This window comes from Coprococcus sp. AF16-22, assembly GCF_003461545.1.
GTDB lineage: Bacteria > Bacillota > Clostridia > Lachnospirales > Lachnospiraceae > Coprococcus > Coprococcus aceti.
In genome coordinates, this window is the sequence record NZ_QTXH01000005.1 from 81,521 (window position 1) to 102,550 (window position 21,030).

19 protein-coding genes, 1 pseudogene and 1 other annotated feature are annotated in these 21,030 nt (G+C 44.1%); all 20 genes and pseudogenes read right to left on the minus strand.

The window, feature by feature from the left end; all coding sequences use genetic code 11:
* Window positions 1–148: 148 nt before the first annotated feature.
* Window positions 149–1,564, minus strand: a complete 1,416-nt coding sequence (locus tag DWW60_RS07470) for an MATE family efflux transporter (protein WP_015534042.1) — start codon at window positions 1,562–1,564, stop codon at window positions 149–151.
* Window positions 1,565–1,597: 33 nt separating this feature from the next.
* Entirely contained in the window at window positions 1,598–2,224 is a 627-nt protein-coding gene (locus tag DWW60_RS07475; RefSeq protein WP_117874848.1) for a methylated-DNA--[protein]-cysteine S-methyltransferase, read from the minus strand.
* A gap of 111 nt (window positions 2,225–2,335) precedes the next feature.
* Window positions 2,336–3,010 carry a DNA alkylation repair protein gene (locus DWW60_RS07480; protein WP_117874850.1) on the minus strand — a complete coding sequence of 225 codons (675 nt, stop codon included), beginning with the start codon at window positions 3,008–3,010 and terminating at the stop codon, window positions 2,336–2,338.
* Between the two features lie 99 nt (window positions 3,011–3,109).
* Window positions 3,110–4,060, minus strand: coding sequence for an arginase (locus DWW60_RS07485; protein ID WP_117874852.1), 951 nt, complete (start codon window positions 4,058–4,060; stop codon window positions 3,110–3,112).
* 126 nt (window positions 4,061–4,186) lie between these two features.
* Window positions 4,187–4,381: a hypothetical protein gene (locus DWW60_RS07490; RefSeq protein WP_004851427.1), complete on the minus strand. Its 195-nt coding sequence runs from the start codon at window positions 4,379–4,381 to the stop codon at window positions 4,187–4,189.
* Window positions 4,382–4,396: 15 nt separating this feature from the next.
* Window positions 4,397–5,584, minus strand: coding sequence for a sodium/glutamate symporter (gene gltS, locus DWW60_RS07495; RefSeq protein ID WP_055273905.1), 1,188 nt, complete (start codon window positions 5,582–5,584; stop codon window positions 4,397–4,399).
* Window positions 5,585–5,709: 125 nt separating this feature from the next.
* On the minus strand, window positions 5,710–6,687 hold the full coding sequence (locus DWW60_RS07500; RefSeq protein WP_117874853.1) for a TAXI family TRAP transporter solute-binding subunit: 978 nt from the start codon (window positions 6,685–6,687) through the stop codon (window positions 5,710–5,712).
* 233 nt (window positions 6,688–6,920) lie between these two features.
* The gene (locus tag DWW60_RS07505) at window positions 6,921–7,358 is read right to left on the minus strand and encodes a leucine-rich repeat domain-containing protein (RefSeq protein WP_117874924.1); all 438 of its coding nucleotides are present in this window, start codon (window positions 7,356–7,358) and stop codon (window positions 6,921–6,923) included.
* Window positions 7,359–7,537: 179 nt separating this feature from the next.
* The gene (locus DWW60_RS07510; protein WP_015534046.1) at window positions 7,538–8,239 is read right to left on the minus strand and encodes a hypothetical protein; all 702 of its coding nucleotides are present in this window, start codon (window positions 8,237–8,239) and stop codon (window positions 7,538–7,540) included.
* A gap of 288 nt (window positions 8,240–8,527) precedes the next feature.
* Window positions 8,528–9,403, minus strand: a complete 876-nt coding sequence (gene nudC / locus DWW60_RS07515) for an NAD(+) diphosphatase (RefSeq protein WP_055274084.1) — start codon at window positions 9,401–9,403, stop codon at window positions 8,528–8,530.
* A 229-nt stretch (window positions 9,404–9,632) separates the two neighbouring features.
* Complete coding sequence (locus DWW60_RS07520; RefSeq protein WP_117874856.1) at window positions 9,633–11,354, minus strand: carbon starvation CstA family protein; 1,722 nt, start codon at window positions 11,352–11,354, stop codon at window positions 9,633–9,635.
* 84 nt (window positions 11,355–11,438) lie between these two features.
* Window positions 11,439–11,727, minus strand: a binding site (T-box leader).
* 166 nt (window positions 11,728–11,893) lie between these two features.
* Window positions 11,894–12,832 carry a DMT family transporter gene (locus tag DWW60_RS07525; protein WP_055223640.1) on the minus strand — a complete coding sequence of 313 codons (939 nt, stop codon included), beginning with the start codon at window positions 12,830–12,832 and terminating at the stop codon, window positions 11,894–11,896.
* A 59-nt stretch (window positions 12,833–12,891) separates the two neighbouring features.
* Window positions 12,892–13,038 (minus strand): annotated as a pseudogene (locus DWW60_RS07530) (polar amino acid ABC transporter ATP-binding protein); the annotation flags it as partial.
* A gap of 153 nt (window positions 13,039–13,191) precedes the next feature.
* Window positions 13,192–14,883: a putative bifunctional diguanylate cyclase/phosphodiesterase gene (locus tag DWW60_RS07535; protein ID WP_117874858.1), complete on the minus strand. Its 1,692-nt coding sequence runs from the start codon at window positions 14,881–14,883 to the stop codon at window positions 13,192–13,194.
* Window positions 14,884–15,023: 140 nt separating this feature from the next.
* Entirely contained in the window at window positions 15,024–15,911 is an 888-nt protein-coding gene (locus DWW60_RS07540; RefSeq protein ID WP_055272493.1) for a DegV family protein, read from the minus strand.
* Between the two features lie 238 nt (window positions 15,912–16,149).
* On the minus strand, window positions 16,150–17,193 hold the full coding sequence (locus tag DWW60_RS07545; RefSeq protein ID WP_117874860.1) for an AAA family ATPase: 1,044 nt from the start codon (window positions 17,191–17,193) through the stop codon (window positions 16,150–16,152).
* Between the two features lie 16 nt (window positions 17,194–17,209).
* Window positions 17,210–17,944 carry a nicotinamide riboside transporter PnuC gene (pnuC, locus tag DWW60_RS07550; protein ID WP_117874862.1) on the minus strand — a complete coding sequence of 245 codons (735 nt, stop codon included), beginning with the start codon at window positions 17,942–17,944 and terminating at the stop codon, window positions 17,210–17,212.
* A gap of 46 nt (window positions 17,945–17,990) precedes the next feature.
* Window positions 17,991–18,914, minus strand: coding sequence for an NUDIX hydrolase (locus DWW60_RS07555; protein ID WP_117874864.1), 924 nt, complete (start codon window positions 18,912–18,914; stop codon window positions 17,991–17,993).
* Window positions 18,915–18,947: 33 nt separating this feature from the next.
* Window positions 18,948–19,463, minus strand: coding sequence for a cysteine hydrolase family protein (locus DWW60_RS07560; protein ID WP_117874866.1), 516 nt, complete (start codon window positions 19,461–19,463; stop codon window positions 18,948–18,950).
* Between the two features lie 235 nt (window positions 19,464–19,698).
* Window positions 19,699–20,877, minus strand: coding sequence for a sugar transporter (locus DWW60_RS07565; protein ID WP_117874868.1), 1,179 nt, complete (start codon window positions 20,875–20,877; stop codon window positions 19,699–19,701).
* Between the last annotated feature and the right edge of the window lie 153 nt (window positions 20,878–21,030).

Here is a 21,030-nt window from a genome sequence, read left to right on the forward strand (position 1 = left end):
TTCTTTCATCATTCATCCAGATTCATCCACGCAGTCTTTCAGTACCACAAAATCGTCTGTCGAATGCCGTCTATTTATGTTTATTGATTTTTTTTCTCAATTATAGCACGATGCGTTGTATGCGCAATATATAGATCCTGATTATCGTCTATATTTTCACGGCTTTTTCATGTGCATCTCTGTCTATAGAAGTCAGTTCCTTAAGTTCCCTCACCGTAAACACACCGCAGACAATCGCAGTTATTCCGTCCGCTATCGGTCCCGCATACATGACACCATCGATCCCCATGAATATAGGGAATATGATGATGAGAGGAAGCAGAAATAGTATCTGTCTTGTGAGTGACATGAACACACCAAGTCTCGCCTTTCCTATAGAGTTGAAGAAGTTTGATGTCACCGGCTGGATTCCATTTACGATGGTAAGAAACATATATATCCTGAAGTATCTCTCTGAAAACTGGAAGTACAGCTCGCTTCCCTCTCCAAATGCGCTTATGATCTGTCTAGGGAATATCTGGAATGCTGCAAATGCCACCACCGACAGAGCTGATGCTGCTGCCAGCGCCAGAAGATAAGTCTTTCTCACCCTCCTGTACTTTCCTGCGCCATAGTTGAAGCCTATGATCGGCTGGGTTCCCTGTGATATTCCTATAACGATCGCCATGAATATCATGTTTACCTTGCTTATTATTCCTGAACACGCAAGTGGTATGTCGCCTCCATACACCGACTGTGCTCCGTATCTTGACAAAGTATTGTTCATGACAACCTGGACTATCGCCATGGCTATCTGATTGAAACACGCCGACGCACCGAATCTGAATATATTGCCGCAGGGCTCTCCTCGCATAACAAAACTTTCCCTGGTAAGATGTATTGTCTTGAAATGGAACATATATCTGAGGCTTATGGCAAATGATATGATCTGTCCTGTGATAGTTGCCAGCGCCGCACCGCGCATACCCATATCGAGCCCGAATATAAGTATCGGATCAAGTATAGTGTTGATGATGGCACCTGTCAGCATGGATATCATTGAATACCTCGGACTTCCATCAGCCATGATCAGCTTGCTCATTCCGGTATTCGCTATCAGGAATGGGAAACCTATCGCTGTTATCCTTGTGTACTCCTGTGCAAATGGCAGAACCTTGTCAGTTGCGCCGAATGCCTTTAGCATAGGTGTCAGGAATATTGTCGTCACAAGGAAAAGTGCCACGCCAAATATCGCCATGAGACAGATTCCATTTCCTGCTGCCTCAGCCGACTTCTTCTCATCTCCGGCACCAAGCTTCAATGAAAAGCTGGTCGCACTTCCTATGCCAAGAAGAAGCGATATCGCGGTACATGCCGTTGAAAGAGGAAATGCTATATTTGTCGCAGCATTTCCAAGCATTCCCACTCCGTGTCCTATAAATATCTGGTCAACTATATTATAAAGTGCTGTCACCAGCATGGATATGATACACGGTATGGCAAAGGTTGTGAGCAGATGTGCCTCATTCTCATATCCAAGGGGATTGTTCTGATTTTCATTTGTCTTTGTGTTATCAGATGTCATGATTCTGTATTGCCTTTCTGTCTGTATTGCGACTCAGTTTTTCATTCCATATTTCTTCAGGTCTACCCGGTCATTTTCAACCTCTATGCCGTCTGCCCTCAGGCGGTCCGCCTGGACATTTGCTCCACCGAACGCAAATGCTCCCGCAAGCTCACCCTTGGAATTCACCACTCGGTAACACGGTATATTCTCAGGATCAGGATTCTTATGAAGTGCATTGCCCACGGCTCTCGCCATCTTCCTGTCACCTGCCATCTTCGCAACCTGGCCGTATGTTGCAACACATCCCTTCGGAATCTTCTTCACCGCATCGTAGATCCTCTTTGTCGGACTGTAGGTTACTATGTCATAGCTATCCGCTATCATCTGCTTCACAGCATCCTCTGGCACACTTCCATCCAGTATGATAGTGTTCCAGTGTTCTTTGTTCTGATGCCAACCCGGTATGACAGACTCAAATGCCTGCCTCCAGAAATCCCGGCTTTCCGGATCAGCCTTCACATTCAGATTGATATATCCATTCCTCTCATAAGTCCAAAGGAATGCCTTCTTGCTTCCCTTGACTCTCACAAGCTGCCAATTCTGGTCGTGAAATGGCGCCTCCTGATACGTGTCAGGAAACGACAGACCGTATGCCAAAGCTTCCTCTCTTGTTGTCATTTGTATTTTTCCTTTCCTGTGTTGCGATTATGTCATAGCTGACAGTTTGCCTCTCAGCTATATAACGCACCGTTTTTATCTTTTTTCATTTTTCAGCTAAAAAGCGATAAACTACCTGTATCCCTTGAGGTATTTCTTCTGCTCATCAGTTATGCGGTAACTCTCCACAGCCTTCTGTATTGTCTTTCTGTGAACCCAGTCGGACATGCGGTGTTCTTCTATGTACGGAATTACCGCATCCCACTGCTTTGCCAGAGCTGTAGCCATGTACCACGCTATCATCATGTTGACATAATACTCATCAGACTCAACTCCCGCCACAAGCTTCACATACTCAGGCTCAAAATCCTCGTCAAGATAAAGTCTCATGAGCATTCCTATTCCGTACCTTATAGTATAGGTCTCGCTTGAGGCAATCCAGCACTTGATGACCGGTAGCAGTTCTTCCTTGTGCTTTTCAAAACACTTCGGTGCCGGGAAATCACAGGTTGCCCAGTTGTCTATATACGGAAGAAATCTCTCTACCTCTGATAGACATTTATCATAGTCCTTTATCCAGGTTACGAGCATCATGTGAAGATTGTTTTCCTCGTAATACTGGTGTGGGAGCTCATCAATAAATCTGTCCTCCAGCTCTGTTCCAGCTATACTCTTCGCATATTTTCTGAGCACGGGAACTCTTATGCCTATGACAGTCTCCTTGTCGGTGTCAGGCATAAGCCTGCTGTGAAAATCTCTGTACTTTATATCCTGAAGTTCAAACAGATGCTTTTGAATCTCCTCCATATTTTCACCTTACGCTTTCTAATTTTCTCGTTGTTAGTTTTCCATTTTCTACATTTTTCTATTCTAACTCATAATTGTATACAACTATTATATCTAATACTATCTGAATTTCTTCACATGCTCCGATATAAACCGAAACAGTTCGATATTGACCTTCTCATTCTTCTCCTCCGCCACAAGATATTCAGGCACTGAAATATCTGTCTGAACCTCTCCGCATACATCAACGCCCAATATTCTTGAATGTCTTATACCACCGTCATATCTTTCATCATTACGACAAGCGTCTGTATTTTTTTCTTCACCCTGACCGCCAAGAAAGACACTGAGCAGACGTTCAAGTCCATCGATTGACATATCCCCCTGACTCCAGTTCGTCTCCGTGTATTCTGTTCCGAGGACGTCTTTGTCTATAGATATGTACAAAGGCAGATCTGTTCTGATATGTTTCAGCTTATCCTCAGGCAGTCCACCATGCAGGTCTTTGGCAGAAAATATCAACAGTCTTTCGCTTGAGATATCCCGGGAAATATCATACGAATCATCGTACTCAGCTTCTTGTACATTATACCCACATTTATAGCTTTCCACATTTTCTTGTCTCCCCTTGGAACCTTTATAACTTTCCAAAGTCTGCTCTATATCTGACTCCGGCGGACCTACAACCACCAGCTGTCTTAGATTTTCATTCTGTATAAGAGTCTGTCCCGCCCAGTCTCCGCAGCTCATCATTTCTGGAACCATAGGTATCTGCATGTCTGTATGATGATCATACATAACCAGCCCAAACGGTTCGGTTATATGATCTGTTATAATCTTCGTTATATAATGATAATTTCCCGAATCTATATAATGTATACCCTGGATTCCGTACGGCTCTATCCTGCCCCATATTTTTTCATACGCATTTTTTGAACAATACATATCTGTCTCTTGTATATCAGAGCAATCTATGTATCTGAATCTATCTATATCCTTTATATCCTCATCACGATATACGTGAGTAAAATCCAAAATCATATTCTCATTTTTCACCTTGCTGTCACCCATATACAACCCCCATATATCCAATAACAAGTCAATTTCGCAGCAATATCGATTAACCTGTCAGTAATAAAATAATCTTAATACAAAATCGCCCGACTGTATTCTAACACAACCGGACGATTTTAATCACTATTTGTCTTTCTTTTTCCTTATGTGGATCTCCGGGATTGCCACCGTGTCATATGTCACAGACGAGTCATCCTCACCCACATTATCCTCATTGTCATCATGGCTCTTTGTGTTCACCTCAGGAATAGCCAGATTGTCAAATGACATGTTGAATCTGTGATGCTTTTTATGCTGTTCTTTATTTTTTTCTCTCATAGTTGGTTATACCCCCTAAAGTATGTTTATGAAAAATGTAATTACCAGGCTGTTCAGGAAGTCAGCAAATAAACTTCCTATAAGCGGTATTATCAGATATGCCTTGACCGAAGGAACATAGCGGTCGCATATAGCCTGCATGTTCGCCATGGCATTTGGCGTTGCTCCCATACCGAAACCACAGGTACCCGCCGACAGAACCGCCGCATCGTAATCCCTGCCCATCACGTTGAACACAACAAAATATGTGAATAGCATCATGAGTATGAGCTGCGCCGAGAGCAGTATGATCAGCGGAAGTGCAAGTTCTGCAAGCTGCCACAGCTTCAGTGTGATCATCGCCATTCCAAGGAACAGTGACAGGCAGATACCACCAAGGTTGTTGATCTCACCCATGTATATATCAAACTTACCGGAATACTCTCCGATATTTCTGATGACCGCAGCCGCGATCATCGCACCTATATATATAGGAAATGTAAGTCCTGTCTTTGTGAGAAGTTCCGATATGATGGTTCCTATTCCTACGGCTATGATGAGCTGGAACACAGCTGCCGCATACATATTGGTATGGCGCTCATGTTTCTTCTCATCCTCAACCAGTATACTGTCGTCCTCGGCAACTGCAGTGTCCAGAAGCTTCTTCCTGTCTATGAGTCTCTTGCCAATAGGGCCACCTATAAGACTTCCTGCGATAAGTCCAAATGTTGCCGCAGCCGTGCATATAGTTGTTGCCCCCTTGACATCAAAATCCTCCAGCACCGGGCCAAACGCTCCTGCAGTTCCATGACCACCTACCATAGGTATAGATCCCGTGCAGAGTCCAACAAGCGGATCAAGATGCAGCAGCTTACTCACCCCGAGCGCCAGAAAATTCTGGGACACTATAAGCACTACAACCAGTCCAAGGAATATGAACAACGACTTTCCTCCGCTCTTTAAAACCTTGAGATTCGCCTGGAATCCAACGGATGTGAAGAAGAATACCATGCACACCTCTCTCAGCGTATCGTCAAATGTAAATTCTGCTATGCCAAGACTGTAACACACACAGGTCAGGACTGCGAAAAGCAGACCTCCTATGACCGGCGCCGGTATGCAGAATTTCTCCAGGAAATTAATTCTTTTCTTCAAAAACTGTCCCAATATAAGTACCAGAACTGACACCGCCAGTGTCTGATACATATCTATCTGTATCTCCATGTAAGACCTCTCTTATCTATATTATATACACATGCAGACATCCGTGATCAGATACCTTCTTAATCCAATATCATCTGCATATATTCTTTTCCGCATTCAGTATATTTATTATCAGCAGCTGACAACTACTGTTCAGCCGGGATCTCTATTCCTTTTTTCTGATAATAAGCTTTCGCACCATCATGAAATGGAATGGTCACGTTCTTCACAGCCTCACTCTCATCTATCTGGAAGGTGAGTGCTATTGAATACTGGATATCCTGCGCATGTTCAAAGAGAAGTCCTGTGAGCTCCTCCACTATCTTCTCATCCATATCATCCCTGGCGAGGAGCACTGCTCTGACACCGAGTGTCACAACATCCTGAGTCTGTCCCTCGTAGGTTCCCGCTGGTATGGTGTAATCCGTATAGAAGCCGTACACGGATTTTAGTCTGTCCCTGCATTTGTCATCTATTCCGATGAGCTTTACGTCACATTCCTTAGACAGCTCCTCGATCACCGAGGTCTGTATACCTGCTGTACAAAAGAATGCATCTATCTGTCCTGATTTGAGTTCATTTGCCGCATCCACATAATCGAGATTAACCGTGTCCACAAGGGATTCCACAAGGCCGGTCATCTTAAGTATCTGCTCTGCATTTCTCTGGGTACCGGACTCCTCCTCACCCACAGAAATCTTCTTGCCCTGAAGATCATCCAAGCTGTCTATTCCCGAGTCAGATCTCACCACGATCTGACACGCCTCAGTGTACAGGCTGGCAACTGCCGAGTACCCTCTGTACCTCTTCTTGTCCGTGGCGCCTGTTCCGTTGTAGGCCGCATCCACCAGATCCGCCTGGGCTATCGCCATGTCCACATATCCGTCGGACAGAAGCCTGATATTCGCCGTGGAGCCTGCAGTAGCCTTTACCTCAAAATCAAGATCCTCATCCTCCGAGGATGCTATCTGCGCAAATGCGTTGGAGAACGCATAGTATCCGCCGCCAACTCCCGCGGCTCCCAGCTTCACGGAATCACTGCCGATGCCACACCCGGCAAGGGAAAGTGTCATCAGAATGGCTGTTCCCGCTACAACCATCCTCTTTATCTTTTTCAGTTTCATTTCATTTTCCTCCTTACGTGACTTGGCGAAAGATCTTTCTTTTCGCTATTACCACCACCATACAACAAGCCCGTATAACACGAAATAAAGGGCTTATCGCCCTTTATTATCGCCGTCCATATACCATGTACATCATTATTGTTATTTTACAACTATATTTAACAAAATGATATGGATAATTGTATTTTATATCTATAAAATCATCCTGAATCCGTCTATGAGAGCTATATTATTTACTTTTTTATAATTTTTACGCCCTTATCTGCATCAATAATGCCGCCCTTCGCTGTAAGCTTTTTATTCTTTCTGACATCCAGCTTAGTCAGTTTGTTAGGCTTGCAGAACAGTTTTTGAAGACTTCTGCTCTTGCTTACATTCAAGGTCTTTAAGCTATTATTACCACAATACAATGTTCTGAGTTTCGGTGTGTTTCCGGTCGACAGAGCTGTAAGCTTATTATAATCACAGTTGAGCTTTTCCAGTTTCTTGTTTCCCGAAAGATCTAGTGATGTGAGATTATTGTGTCCACAATCAAGATACTTAAGATTCGGGAAATACTTAATTCCCTTAAAACTGCTGATCTTCCAATATTTCGCACTTATTAATGTTGCATTATTCCGCTCTTTCTTTGATAAATAGCCATCGCTGTTGGTGTCAAAATAATACTTCACATATAACCTGCATTTCTATTGTATATAAGTAAACTTAAAAGTCAACTCCGTATTGCTGCTTATTATTTTTATCATATTTTATTTTCTTGCAAATGCCGGAGCACTCCGGAATATAAACAAAATAAACGGCGGAGTCATTGTCTCCGCCGTTTATTTAAAACACATATATCAAAGTGACTTTACCACTCGTGCACCTCTACTTCTAACCCCCACGTGCTGAACAGTGAATCCGCAGCCTCCTCCACAGTCTGACCATCAGGAAGTGCCATGTAACTTCCACTCACGCTCACTATTCCGTCACCACAGTTACTATAGGCTATCCACAGTGCACATTCCTCCCCAGCTGGGATCACCCACACCTGATCCAGCACCGGTTCACTTACTACATACGCCTGATCATACCTAAGTATTGATGAGGCCGCCAATGCACTCGCTCCCCCAGCGCTGGCGGTCACATAATTTCCAAATGCCAAGCATGCATTTTTTTCAACACGGTCTCTGGCCGTATCGGACAGGGACGTTTCACCATCAGTCTGCCCCATAATGAATTTTGCTGCTTTATCCGAGATTATCACAACTGCAATCTTGCCACTTGTGTCGGCTATATTATCCCCCCAGTCACTTGCGACTTCAGCAACCTCGTCACTTCCGCCCATTATCTTTATATAAGCTTCATCATTTGCAAGTTCGTTCACCGAAGCCGCCACATCTAGGGCAGTCTCCTTGAACCACTCCTCATCCGGCGTATTGACCTTGAACTTTCCTTGACTCTCTATACCCGATTTGGTTCTATCTGTTTTATCACTGCTTACCACTGATGAACATCCCGCAAGTCCCACCAGTGCCGCAAGCACACATATCACAATTCCTGTCTTTTTCATATTCCATTTACCCCTTTTTTCTCGATATAAGCCCATTTTTAATGTCTTATTATATAAAGAAACATTCTCCCATATTTTTCTCAAGTATCCATATCCTTGATTTGTCTATAATACAATAACTCCATACATTTACACAACCGTTTAAAACTTAAATAATCTTTTTTCTGCCCGTAGGGTATTTGTAGTGAGTCCTGCAATAAACAGCGATCTTAACTCCGTGTGTGACTTGAAAACGACAATGACCACCCGTCCGGATATTCAATGGATATTACATCTTAGCTCTATTTGTCACTTAAACACTTCCTGTCCGTGCTCTTTAAAGTATACCATCATCTCATGTGTGAGACTCAGGTGCTCCGGATAGTCTGGAATATCATCACGGTTCACCCACTCTCCGGTTGCAAGCTCTTGTCTGTCTATGGTCAGATGTCCGTCACCGCCCTCCGGTATGTCTGCCTGACAGAAATAACCCATGAGAAGATTGCTGTCATAGCCCCATGGCTGTGACTTGTAATAAGTGATATTCTTAACGCTGATGCCGACCTCCTCCATGACCTCCCGTCTGACGGTCTGCTCAGCGCTCTCCCCTATCTCGGTAAATCCCGCTATCAGGGCATATCTCTTGTACTCCCTGCCCGCATATGTGGTAAGTATGATCCTGTCGCCGTCGATCACGCCCACTATGACAGCAGGAGCTATGACTGGAAATATCAGCCTGCCGCATGACGGACATCTGAGCATCCTCTCTTTCTCATCATGAACAGTTCTCTCTCCACAGGCACCACAGAACCTGTTGGTCCTGTACCAAAGCGACAGATGCCAGCCTGTCGCCGCCGCAAGAACCGCAGTCTTCGGATAGCAAGCCCTTGTCTTATACATGCTTCGGTATTCATAGCCCGGGGCAGCAAGTCTGTTATCTCCATTCCACATAAAATATGCGGTATCATCTATTGAAAAGAGATAAACCAGATCCCCTATTTTCCTATCGCATCCGGTTATTTTCTGCAGTTCTCCATACGTCATAAACCCAAGCAGGTTCTCATCATCCATAACTTTCGCAAATATCATTTTCTCAGAAAAAGAGAGAACCATATCGTGATCCTCTGGTTCTCTCCTGTTACTATATTGATTATTAAACCTCTGTGGTTCTATATCCTGTATCATACCTATATTTCCTCCACTATTCCAGATGTCCAAAGATCTCAAAGAGAATGACATCCCTCATTTCCCCTATTATTTTCCTTCAAAGACTTCAGCCTGTCAATCCTTAATGTTGGTTACAGCCATGCCATGTAAACATAAAAAATCAGACAATCGGTATTTCACCAATTGCCTGATTTTTTGGTAGGTATTATATTTAAAATCTTTATCGGGGATTCCCCCCACTCATCTATTAAGCCTCTGCCTTCTCAGCATTCTCCTTCTTCATAAGAACGAGCTTCTTGATACATGTGATGGCCACGATGATACCAAGCACGATAAGGAATACTGCTACTATAAGCTGAAGTCCCTCTACAAGGAATGTTGCTGTTCCAGCCTGGAACTTCTGTACATTGCCTATTACATTGAGCACGATAGCTGTAAATGTAACAGCAAGCATTATCAGCATAGGTGGGTAGAGCATTGCGTGCTTTCTGTTTGTTGCCTTGAGGAATACTGCTACGCCTATAAGTACAAGGGCTGCAAGCATCTGGTTTGCTGATCCGAAGAGTGGCCATACATTTGAATATCCACCCTTGCAGAGAAGATAACCAAAGAACAGTGTTATAACTGTTGCAAAATACTTGTTTGTAAGTATCTTCTGCCATACAGGCATCTTGGATGTATCTGTTGTGTCTCCCATGAAGAGCTCCTGGAATGACATACGTCCGATACGTGCAACTGAGTCAAGTGATGTAAGAGCAAGTGCTGATACACACATTGTCATGAATACATTTGCAACTGAGTTTGGAAGTCCGAACTTCTCGAGGAATCCTGCGATACCCTGTGAGAAGATCTGGAAAGGTGTAAGACCCTCTGGAGCCTTGCCGCCAACTGCGACAGCACCAACTACTATAAGTGAGATAACTCCGAGGAGCGTCTCAAGGATCATTGCGCCGTAACCTACGAAAAGCATATCTTTTTCATTTTTTACTGTCTTAGATGATGTTCCTGATGAAACAAGGCTGTGGAAACCGGAAACCGCACCACAGGCGATCGTTACAAACAATGTTGGAAACAGATAACTCTTAACACCTGTTGATGATACAACTGTGAAACCATTGAATGCATTCAGGTTCATATCAGGATGTCCTACCAGAACTCCGACAAATGCACCAACTAACATACCGATGAGCATGAATGTTGTCATGTAATCTCTTGGCTGCATGAGTAACCACATTGGAAGAACTGATGCGAGGAAGAGGTAAGCCATGATTACGTAATTCCACTGGTCACCATTTAAGTACCAAGGACATTTCATACCTACTGCAAACATTGCAACGATGAGGACGATAGCTACTATAGCTTTGAGCCACTCCTTCATATTCTTGCATGTCTTCATAACCACACCGAATACCATGGCTACTACTATGAACAGCATTGAAACTGTAGCAGCTGCAGCACCATTGAAGTTCTTTGTCACAGCTCCGTCAGCGCCTGCTGTGAAACCGTTAAATGTCGATGAAACCATCGATGTAAATGCTGCTATAACAAGAAGTGTAAAGAGCCAGCAGAACAGTGAGAAGAATCTTCTTCCTGCCTTGCCTATGTACTTTTCGATGACAAGTCCTATTGACTTACCACCATTTTTAACTGATGCGTAAAGTGAACCAAAATCCTGAACTGCACCAAAGAATACGCCTCCGACAAGCAGCCAGAGTAAAACTGGTACCCATCCGAACATGGCTGCGATGATAGGTCCCTGGACAGGGCCGGCACCTGCTATCGATGAAAACTGATGTGCAAATACTGTAAGCTTTGATGATGGTACATAATCCTTGCCATCCTCATTTGCAACTGCTGGTGTCTTTGCATTTGGATCTACACCCCATTTCTTTGCAAGCCATCTTCCATAGCCCAGATAGCCAGCACCTAAAACTACTACTGCGATAAGAACAATTACCAAACTATTCATATCTTTCTCCTTTCTCACGCCTTATGGCGATATCTCATTTTTGCAAAGAGTAAATTAAAAAAGGCTTTCGTCTTTATGCAATCTCATAAAGACGAAAGCCTGTATACTTCCGCGTTACCACTTTATTTGCCATCATAAAAGGATGACCTCTCTGACCTTATCTCGCCTGACCACTACTCACTGTCTATTGAAATAAGCTTCTATGTAACGGTAGAAAACCGGTGACACCTAATGTCTCTGGCATCTCATGACCAGGGAATTCAGTGCACTGCTCGCAGAGGATAATCATCAAGGACATACACCGTCTCACACCAACCGGCGGCTCTCTGAAGTATGCGATCTTTGACGACCGTATTCTGTTCTTTGCATTTGCTCTTTGTTCGGTACCTAAACTAGCACTGAAGTATTTTAATGTCAACCCATTTTTGCAAGTAAATAAAAACTCGCATTTTTTTCAAGTGTTTCAACGATATATGTACGCCTGCGGCATATTTTTTCTTGTGAAAACAAAGTATTTTTATCATCGGCTCTCAAGACGTTCATGCCATCTCTTTCTTTCCTCGTCCGACCGGGATCTGTGCCAGAAGTATTGCGGCAAATATCAGCCCGCATCCTGCAAGCTGTCTTACCCCCATACGTTCTCCAAGGATGATCCAACCGGCAATGACAGAGAATACCGACTCAAGGCTCATGATCATTGAAGCGACAGTGGGATTTAGTCCGTTCTGTCCAACTATCTGAAGTGTATATGCCACGCCACACGACAACACTCCTGCATAAAGTATCGGAATCCACGCACTCAATGTACCGAGAGGCTGCACCCATGCCGCAATTCCAGCCACACTGTGATGCATCTCCGAAAAAAACGCCGGGAATATGCTGAGAATCCCGCATACCCAAAACTGTATACATGACATTCTGACTCCATCCACAAGCGGTGAGAAATGGTCTATCACAAGTATATGTACTGCAAAAAGCAATGCACATACAAGCACCATAAGATCACTGCTCTGAAATGACAGTGAGCTGCTCATACAAAGCAGATAAAGCCCCACCACAGCTATAACTATTCCAAGCCATATATTCCAGCCACATTTCTTCTTCAAAAACAGACTCAGAATTGGAACCAGCAATATGTAACACGCTGTGAGGAATCCCGCTTTTCCCGCCGGTGTTCCCATATAAAGTCCAAGCTGCTGTGCAGAGCTTGCCAGGAACAGAACAGTTCCACAGCATATACCGCCAATCACAAGTCTCTTTCTATCTGATCTATTACTCGGTTTCCTATCAGATGGTTTTATCCTGTCAATTATAAATATGACCGGTATAAGAACAGCACCGCCAATCAGTGACCTTATTCCGTTGAAAGAGAACGGTCCAACCGCATCTCCTCCCTGTCTCTGCGCAACAAAGGCTACGCCCCATATAAAAGCTGTCAAAACTAGCAGCAGTGAATTCCTTACCTGTCTACTCTTCATCTGTGAAACCTCTCGTTCTTTTTAGTCCGTGCCACAGCATACAACACACAGGCACTCTATTATGTGTTGAGAATTGAACTGAGAAACGCCTTTGTCCTGTCATTCTGCGGGTTTCCGAACAGCTGCTTCGGAGTTCCATCCTCGACTATGATCCCGTTAGCCATAAATATAACACGGTCAGCCACTTCCCTGGCAAACCCCATCTCAAGCAGCAGTTTTTTCTGTGTTTCTTTATCAATCCTCTCAACAGTTTTATCATTTTCCCGGTGAAGAAACAAGTCCCCATGTATATATATTTTACCGTTTTACTACATACACAAAAAACGGCAATGGAGTTCACATGGCTCCATTGCCGCTTTTTAATATCCCGATTCCAGCCTTTGCTCAAATTCATCCTTTGGCAGGGGCTTGTCAAACACATATCCCTGTACTATATCACAGCCAAGCTTTTCCAGATAGTCAAGCTGCTGAGTTGTCTCAACACCCTCCGCAACTGACTTTTTCCCGAGCCGGCCTATGAGGTCTATTATGCTTGAAAACATTACTATATCCTGATGCTTATTATTGTTTACATCGTCAAAAGGTATCAGCGATTTGTCTATCTTGATGGTATCAAGGTCAACCTTTTTGATCATGTTGAGCGAAGAAAATCCTGTACCAAAATCATCTATGGATGTACTTATGCCTCGTTCCTTGAGTCTTCCTATCACGCTGGACATGATCTCATAATTCTGATAATCCTCACTTTCTGTGAGCTCTATCTCAATATAGCTTCTGTCTATCCCAAATCTGTCTATGGTACCGGTTATTCGTTCCACCAGATCGCCTTCTTCCAGATGTCTTCTGGAAAAATTGACTGATACAGGCACAATCTTCAGACCTTTATCCAGTCTGCTTTTCAAAAAACCGCATACCTGCTCAAGCATATAGTAGTCAAGCCTGCACACACTGCCCTCTCTCTCAAACTGCGGTATAAATCTCGCAGGTGTAACCACCTGTCCATCTCTCACCCAGCGGACAAGTGCCTCCGCACCATATATACTTTTGTCCGCAATCCTCACCTTTGGCTGATAATATACTACAAATTCGCCCGCAGCAAGTGCCTGGGGAAAAGCAGCCAGAATCTCCTGATCATCCATAAGTTGCTTCTGAATCTCTTTTGTATATACCACTATAGAGCCCGCTCCGGTTTTTCTTGCTGCCTGATACGCAATGCTGGTTCTGGCCATAACTTCCCTCGGCTTATCAACGCCTTCCAGGCAGGCTATACCCGCTGTAACTCCCAGCTGTAATTCTCTTTTGACAGATCTGAACTCATGACTCATATGAACATCTTTAATCTTGCTTATAAAATCAGACGCATTCTCATTACGACAGATTACAACAAAATTATCTCCTCCAAGCCTTGCTATCTCCTCATCGCTGTCAAGATATGACTTCACCATATGCGCATAATTTCTAAGTATCACATCTCCCTGTGAATAATCAAAAACCTTATTCACATACTTGAAATTGTGGATATTAAAAAATATGCCTGTATAATCACCAATCCGTCCGTTTTTTATCAGATTCACCGCATAATACATCAGGGAATTCTGATTGGCAACACCCGTGTTTATATCTGTATTCATGATCTTTTCAAGCATGCACTGAGCCAATGTCCGGTTGTACTGAATAAATATCTCCCTAAATATAAACCTGTGTGTCTGTATCTCCTCTTCTGAATAACCCGGACCATATGGATAATCCTTGATAAACACAGTACCACCGGTTCTGATCTTCATCTCTATATCAACGGGGGTACCCAATTCAGTCACTTCTCTCTCGTATAATACCGCGCTGCTTCTTTCTCCAAGCGGCATAAACCTGTTTTTCGGAATATCAACAGTAATCTCCGCCTTTCCCAGCCTGAGCCTGTCAGCAATAGCAGCAAGACCATTCCTTATACACTGGATTCTCTGTTGCTGTGTATCCGCGTCCCCGCTTATGCACTCGAAGAATTCTTTCATCTGACTGTCCATTTGTATGCTTTTATCAATTGTATTATCCATTCTCTCTCCTCCAGCCTTCGCCACATAGCCCGTATCGTCCGGTCTTAAATATCAAAATCGGCCCAAGCGCATCAAAAATTAATAAATATAAACTCTTCCTATATTATAGCAGTGGAAAAATGAATGCACAATGTATTATCCTACCCCTGACGTCTTTTGCCCCAGAAAAACAAGGCAACTGTGCCAGGTCCTGTATGACTTCCTATGGTAGTTCCTATATAATTGATCTCCACCTTGCCGTCAAGTTTTGGAAATCTCTCCTCAACAAGCCTTGCCACAGCCTCGGCATCATCCATACATGCAGACTGCGATATATAGCACTTACCGGAATAATCAAGCCCATCCTGTGCATTCTCCTCCATGCGCTTTACTATCTCCTGAATAACCTTCTTTTTACCTCTTATCTTTGATCTCGGTATCAGCCTGCCCTCGTCATCCATGTTGAGAAGTGGACATATTCCAAGTATTGTGCCAACCGTTCCAGCAGTCTTGGATATTCTTCCGCCTCTGATATAAAACGTGAGATCTGTTGAGAAGAACCAGTGGTTCAGGTCCAGCTTATGCTGTTCTATCCAGTCATGCAGCTCGTCTATGGACTTGCCTTCATCTCTCATTCCTGCCAGCGTGTCCATGATCAGCCCATAGCCCGAGGACGCCCCCAGGGAATCAACCACATAGAGTTTCCTGTCAGGGAATTCTTCCTCCAGATCCTCCCTGGCAATATTTGCAGAGTTTATAGACCCGCTTATTCCCGATGACAATGTCAGGTGAAGTATGTCATACCCCTGTTCAAGATAAGGTTTCCAGAAATCATAATATTCATCTGAATTCACCTGCGAGGTCTTCGTAGCCGCACCCTCTGTCATCTTTCTGTAAAATTCCTCAAATGGCATGGTCTGTCCCAGGTCATCAGGATGCTCCACACCATCAAGCTCGTAGTGAAAGCATATATATTTTACGTCTATTTTGTCAAAATGCTCCTTTGAAAGATCTGCTGTTGAGCAGCAGCTCAAGATATACTTTGCCATGTTTGTCCACCTCTCCAATATATTTGTACGGTTCTGTCTTCACCTGTACGTTTTAATTTTGCATTTCATTTACTTTTTCAGCCTTTTCCTACTATATAATTGTTATATTATCTACTATTGTATCATCATTGGCTTTTTATTCATAGTCATAAATACGATAAAAAACAGACAAAAACATCCACAACACGTTGTTTTAAAAACCATGTCGTGGATGTTAATATATACGATCAATTGTCATTTAAAATACAGTGGTTATCGCAAGTCGTTCCTCAATCAGTTTTTTCGCAGTGTTGAATCGGTCAAGATAATCTCCCGATATCGTCTCACAGTGTGCCCCATACTTGTCAAACCACGCCTTGAGCAAATCGCTGTAATGCCTTCTCTCCCGCATTATTTTCTCATTCCGGGTCCCATCCTGGACAAAATCCGTTCCATCAGGATCAAGGAACAACACAAGATCCCACTTATTTGTTGCATTTATCGCGCCCGCCATATCTGTAAGCCTGCGTTTTTGTTCATCATCATCCATGAGCAGATCACAATAAAATCCCGTAGTCAGTGCATCGGTATCCACAAACAACAGTCTGTTGCTATGCCTGGCTGCCCTGCGTACCTCGTCCTTCTGTCTGATGAAGTTCTCCACCAGATCATCTTCAACCATGAAATTCTCGCCACCCGCGTACTCACAGGTGTCACGTCCTATCTCCCGTACAAAATTCGTGTTATATGCCAGCGCAAGATTCTCAACCAGTGTGGATTTTCCTGTGGATTCACCGCCGACAACCAGAATCTTTCTGACGTAGTGATCCCTGCACACCTCTGGAATATACTCCCAATGCGCCGTCGCCCACTCACGGATCTCTGTCGAGGATACCGGAACCTCCGCCCTGTCAAAGTACACGACCTCACTCTCCGGACAGTACAGGCTCTCAAACCTGCCGGTTCCAAGATAATCCGAACCACAGAACACTGCATCTATAGGCTTTCCTATCGTGTCCTTGATATCCTGTGCTCCCTTTTCCCAATAATAATCCGTATTATATTCTTCTTTTGAGACCGCCTTATCCTCTATCATGATTATCTTCACATTTGGCAGATGTCTTGTACTGTTAAGTATCCAGCGATATCTCAGTTCCTTTGAGGCAGACTCTCTGCCCTCACACCAGCTTATCATCACATACAGTTCCTCACACATCGCCGCAGCACGTATGATGTCGTGGATGTGTCCTATGTGAAGCGGATCAAACGAACCCCCATACATTCCTACCTTATATCTATACATAACTTGTCAGCCTCCCTTACTCTGTTGCCGTGCCGTCTTCGAAAACGTGTACTTCGTCCAGGCGATTTCTTCTGACCTCACGTTCCCATCTGACACACATAATAACGGCATTTCCAAGGTACACTATCCACATGAGCAGCGTTGCTATGTTGTCATTGCCACTCACAAAGTTTTGTGCCCACATATATATTGTAAACACATCTACCGCAATCCATATCCACCACTGCTCCGCGAACATTCTTACAGATACAACCATCGCCACAACCGATGAAACCGTTGTAAACGCATCCACAAATGGCATGGCATCCCCGAGTCTCTTTAACAGCAGCCCATACAGAAATGTGCCAAGTGCCACCGCCAGCACCATGAATATCCTTCCCACCGCCTTCATGTGTTTCTTTCTGACCTCATGCGTCTCATCATTCATATGCCTTGACCACACATAGAATCCAACAAACTGCATAGGCACATAATATAGCGCATTGAGCATCGTCTCTCCGTACAGTGCAGCCTTATACGATATAACCGCGTAAAGCACAGTATTCACAAGACCGAATATGTACGCTGACAACTTTCCTTTTCCCGTGCACACTACACAGACCACGCCTGTGGTGGACGATATGATCCCCATAACCGTATCATCCCAATATATGGACAGCCCCACGATGACTGCACATGCGATAAACAGCCAAGTGACCTCCAGCTTCTTCCAGCCCTCTATCTCATTTTTTATAAATTTCTTAATTGTCATCTATTCATTCCTCCCTTTTAAACATCAATCCACTACACTATAGTCTCTACTTCCTTGCATCATTCCTTCGTGTGAACAGTTTGGCAGGTCTGTATCTCTCACCGGACTGATATGCATCAGTCTCCTCAACATATTCCACAATCTTTCTTCTGAAGTTAGGTGTGGTAAGTTCCATGTCCCATATCTGTTCATATACATTCTGAAGCTCAGTGAGTGTAAATCTATCCGGCAGCAGGTCAAATGCCAGCTTCATATCTCTCCTGACATCCTCCCGCAGTCCTAGCACCGCCTCAGTTATGATCCTCGCATGGTCAAATGCCAGTCCTTCACATTCCTCTATGTCGTAGCTGTCCGAGCTTCGTCCGCATGAGCTCATATCTGTTTTTCGCAGCACTGCCGTAAGTTTTATACCAGAGTCTGCATTCTTGAGAACCAGCCTGTATCTTTTCCCGTTTTGGACTTTATATGAAGCTTCAACTTCATTTTTCGCAATTTCTTCGCCTGTGCCTGACACCTCTGTCAGTTCAACCGTAAACCATCTTGCATCCTGTGCATCATCTCCTGCCTTAAGGCTACAGGCTCCGGCGTTCATAAGTGCCATATAAGTTGATGATATGACCCAGCCTCTCGGGTCTCTGCCCGGCTCGCCATACACTCCGACAAGCTTTACATATGCATCTCCTATACCGGTCTCTTCGCAAAGCTCTCTTCTGGCCGAATCTATGACATCCTCACCTTTTCTGCAGAACCCACCGGGCATAGCCCAGCTTCCTTTATATGGGAATCCACCTCTTCTTATCAGTAGTATCTTGAGCTTCTTCTCCTGAAGTCTTCTTACATCCTCACACTCGTCATCCTTCATAACTGAAAATACAACCACATCCGCGGCAACAGATGGCCTGTCATATTTTGTCAGGTCATATCCGGCAAGGAATTCCTTCTCTTCGTCACTCATCTCATATGTCTTCATACGTATGCTTCATCCTCCTTTATATTTCCGCCGTTATCTGATTATGTCCACCTGACACATCGCCATGGTCGTCAGCGCAGCCTCATGGCTCTCCGGAGACACTCCGGCACAGCACTTCGCATCCACCTTGACATTTATCTCCGGGTACAGAGCCTTGATGATCAAAGCATTCGACACGACACATATATCCGTACAAAGACCTACCATCTCAACATCCTGAAGATCGAAGTCTCCCCATCCTGTATATCCAAAGCTGGTCTTGTTGATGTATATAGCGCCCGGGACTTCAAGACCTGCTGCGATCTCCCAGCCCTCAGTCTCCTCTATACAGTGTGGAACCGGGAGATGCTTTCCCTCGTTCGTCTCCATGTAATCCTCATAATGCGTATCCCTCGTGAAGATGATCTCATCCCCGCGGTCTGCATACTCTCTGATCTTTGCTTTCACATTCTCCACGATGGCTGCAGCCTCCTTTGTGCCGAGTGCCCCATCGATGAAATCATTCTGCATGTCAACTACTATAAGTGTCTTTTTCGTGTTATTACCCATAATTCTTCTCCTCCTTCTTTCATAAAGAAATCCACACGCGCCTCCAGTTATTATTATTTTGATAATATCTCCAAGTTGTTTATATGTTATTATCATTTTGATAATATGTCAACCCATTATTTGAAACTCAATAGAAAAAGTGGCATAGCTGATATTCCACGTTCCAAACGAAACCCGCATGTCAGCTATGCCGCGCCTTTATATTTCTATCATATTTTTTATATACAACACACTATCAGTTCACGCTCTGCTTCAATTTCCTGAGCAGTACAAATGCAAAGAACAGCACCGATATAACCGCGAACACCGCACCTACAAAACCGATATATGATATCGCGCCCTTGTCGCACACAATTCCGCCGATCCAGCTTCCACCTCCGATACCGAGGTTGAAAAGTCCTGAATATATGGCAGTCGCCACTGCGGAGCTCTTCTCATCAACACTTCTGATGACCTCCGACTGCGTGGTCACATTGAACGCCATGGCTGTTATTCCCCAGAATGCACATAGGAGTACCATGGTCGCCAACGTCTTTGACGCCGGAAGCAGAAGCAGCAGCCACACAAGAAGAGTTGCCATGACTGTACCGATGAATGCAAATCTGTGCTTGTCATAAAGCTTTGAGAACAGATAGCTTCCGAGAAGTCCCATCGCTCCAAATATCAGGAGCACTACAGTGATGACATTGTTCTGGAGCTTTGCAACCTGCTGCATGAACGGCTCTATATAACTGTACACCGTGTAGTATCCAAGCACGAACAGTATCGTCTGAATATACAGGCAGATGAGCACCGGATTCTTCAGAAGAGCAGGGAGATCCTTCACATGGAACTGCTCTCCGCTTGCGATCTTAGGGAATACAAATGCCATGTACACCAGAACCGCAAATGCTATGATTCCAACGATGAGGAATGTAACTCTCCATCCCATATACTGTCCAACAAGTCTTCCAAGCGGAAGGCCGGCTATAGTAGCTATGGATGTTCCAGTCACGACCATGCTCAGTGCAAATGATCTGTGTTCTTCATTTACCAGTCTTATTGCAACCGGTGAAGCTATCGACCAGAATATCGCATGGGTACACGCAACGCCTATACGCGATGCCATGAGCACTCCGTATGTCGGCGCGATCACGGACATGATCTGGCATATTCCAAACAGTGCGATTGTTCCCATGAACAGCTTCCTGAAATCTATCTTCGACACAAGAAGTATGAGCGGCAGGGACAACAGCATGACTATCCACGAATACACTGTGATAAGCATTCCCGCCTTCGACTCCGATATGCTGAACGACTTTGCAATGTCTGTCAGCAAGCCAATTGGCATAAATTCCGATGTGTTGAATATGAACGCCGAGACGGTCATTCCCACAAGCGGAAGCATTTCTTTTCTCGTCAATCTACTCTTCATATTTATTCCTCTTCCTAATAATATGTGGTATATATGATTATTTTTTGTTCACCAGCCACATATTATAGGAAATGGAATTATGAGTCAATGCACTTTTGAATGGTTATACTGTCCAAATGTTAGATTGTACAAAAAAGAAGGCCGGAAACTCTC

Bases quoted from the DNA above. Each gene is read 5' to 3' on its own strand.
- DWW60_RS07525 (WP_055223640.1), bottom strand. From the start codon at position 12,832: ATGAAGAGTAGACAGGTAAGGAATTCACTGCTGCTAGTTTTGACAGCT.
- DWW60_RS07545 (WP_117874860.1), bottom strand. From the start codon at position 17,193: ATGTATAGATATAAGGTAGGAATGTATGGGGGTTCGTTTGATCCGCTT.
- DWW60_RS07510 (WP_015534046.1), bottom strand. From the start codon at position 8,239: ATGAAAAAGACAGGAATTGTGATATGTGTGCTTGCGGCACTGGTGGGA.
- DWW60_RS07520 (WP_117874856.1), bottom strand. From the start codon at position 11,354: ATGAATAGTTTGGTAATTGTTCTTATCGCAGTAGTAGTTTTAGGTGCT.
- DWW60_RS07480 (WP_117874850.1), bottom strand. From the start codon at position 3,010: ATGGAGGAGATTCAAAAGCATCTGTTTGAACTTCAGGATATAAAGTAC.
- DWW60_RS07560 (WP_117874866.1), bottom strand. From the start codon at position 19,463: ATGGGTAATAACACGAAAAAGACACTTATAGTAGTTGACATGCAGAAT.
- DWW60_RS07475 (WP_117874848.1), bottom strand. From the start codon at position 2,224: ATGACAACAAGAGAGGAAGCTTTGGCATACGGTCTGTCGTTTCCTGAC.
- DWW60_RS07490 (WP_004851427.1), bottom strand. From the start codon at position 4,381: ATGAGAGAAAAAAATAAAGAACAGCATAAAAAGCATCACAGATTCAAC.
- DWW60_RS07540 (WP_055272493.1), bottom strand. From the start codon at position 15,911: ATGGCAAAGTATATCTTGAGCTGCTGCTCAACAGCAGATCTTTCAAAG.
- nudC (WP_055274084.1), bottom strand. From the start codon at position 9,403: ATGATACAGGATATAGAACCACAGAGGTTTAATAATCAATATAGTAAC.
- DWW60_RS07565 (WP_117874868.1), bottom strand. From the start codon at position 20,877: ATGAAGAGTAGATTGACGAGAAAAGAAATGCTTCCGCTTGTGGGAATG.
- DWW60_RS07500 (WP_117874853.1), bottom strand. From the start codon at position 6,687: ATGAAACTGAAAAAGATAAAGAGGATGGTTGTAGCGGGAACAGCCATT.
- gltS (WP_055273905.1), bottom strand. From the start codon at position 5,584: ATGGAGATACAGATAGATATGTATCAGACACTGGCGGTGTCAGTTCTG.
- DWW60_RS07535 (WP_117874858.1), bottom strand. From the start codon at position 14,883: ATGGATAATACAATTGATAAAAGCATACAAATGGACAGTCAGATGAAA.
- DWW60_RS07555 (WP_117874864.1), bottom strand. From the start codon at position 18,914: ATGAAGACATATGAGATGAGTGACGAAGAGAAGGAATTCCTTGCCGGA.
- pnuC (WP_117874862.1), bottom strand. From the start codon at position 17,944: ATGACAATTAAGAAATTTATAAAAAATGAGATAGAGGGCTGGAAGAAG.
- DWW60_RS07485 (WP_117874852.1), bottom strand. From the start codon at position 4,060: ATGGGTGACAGCAAGGTGAAAAATGAGAATATGATTTTGGATTTTACT.
- DWW60_RS07470 (WP_015534042.1), bottom strand. From the start codon at position 1,564: ATGACATCTGATAACACAAAGACAAATGAAAATCAGAACAATCCCCTT.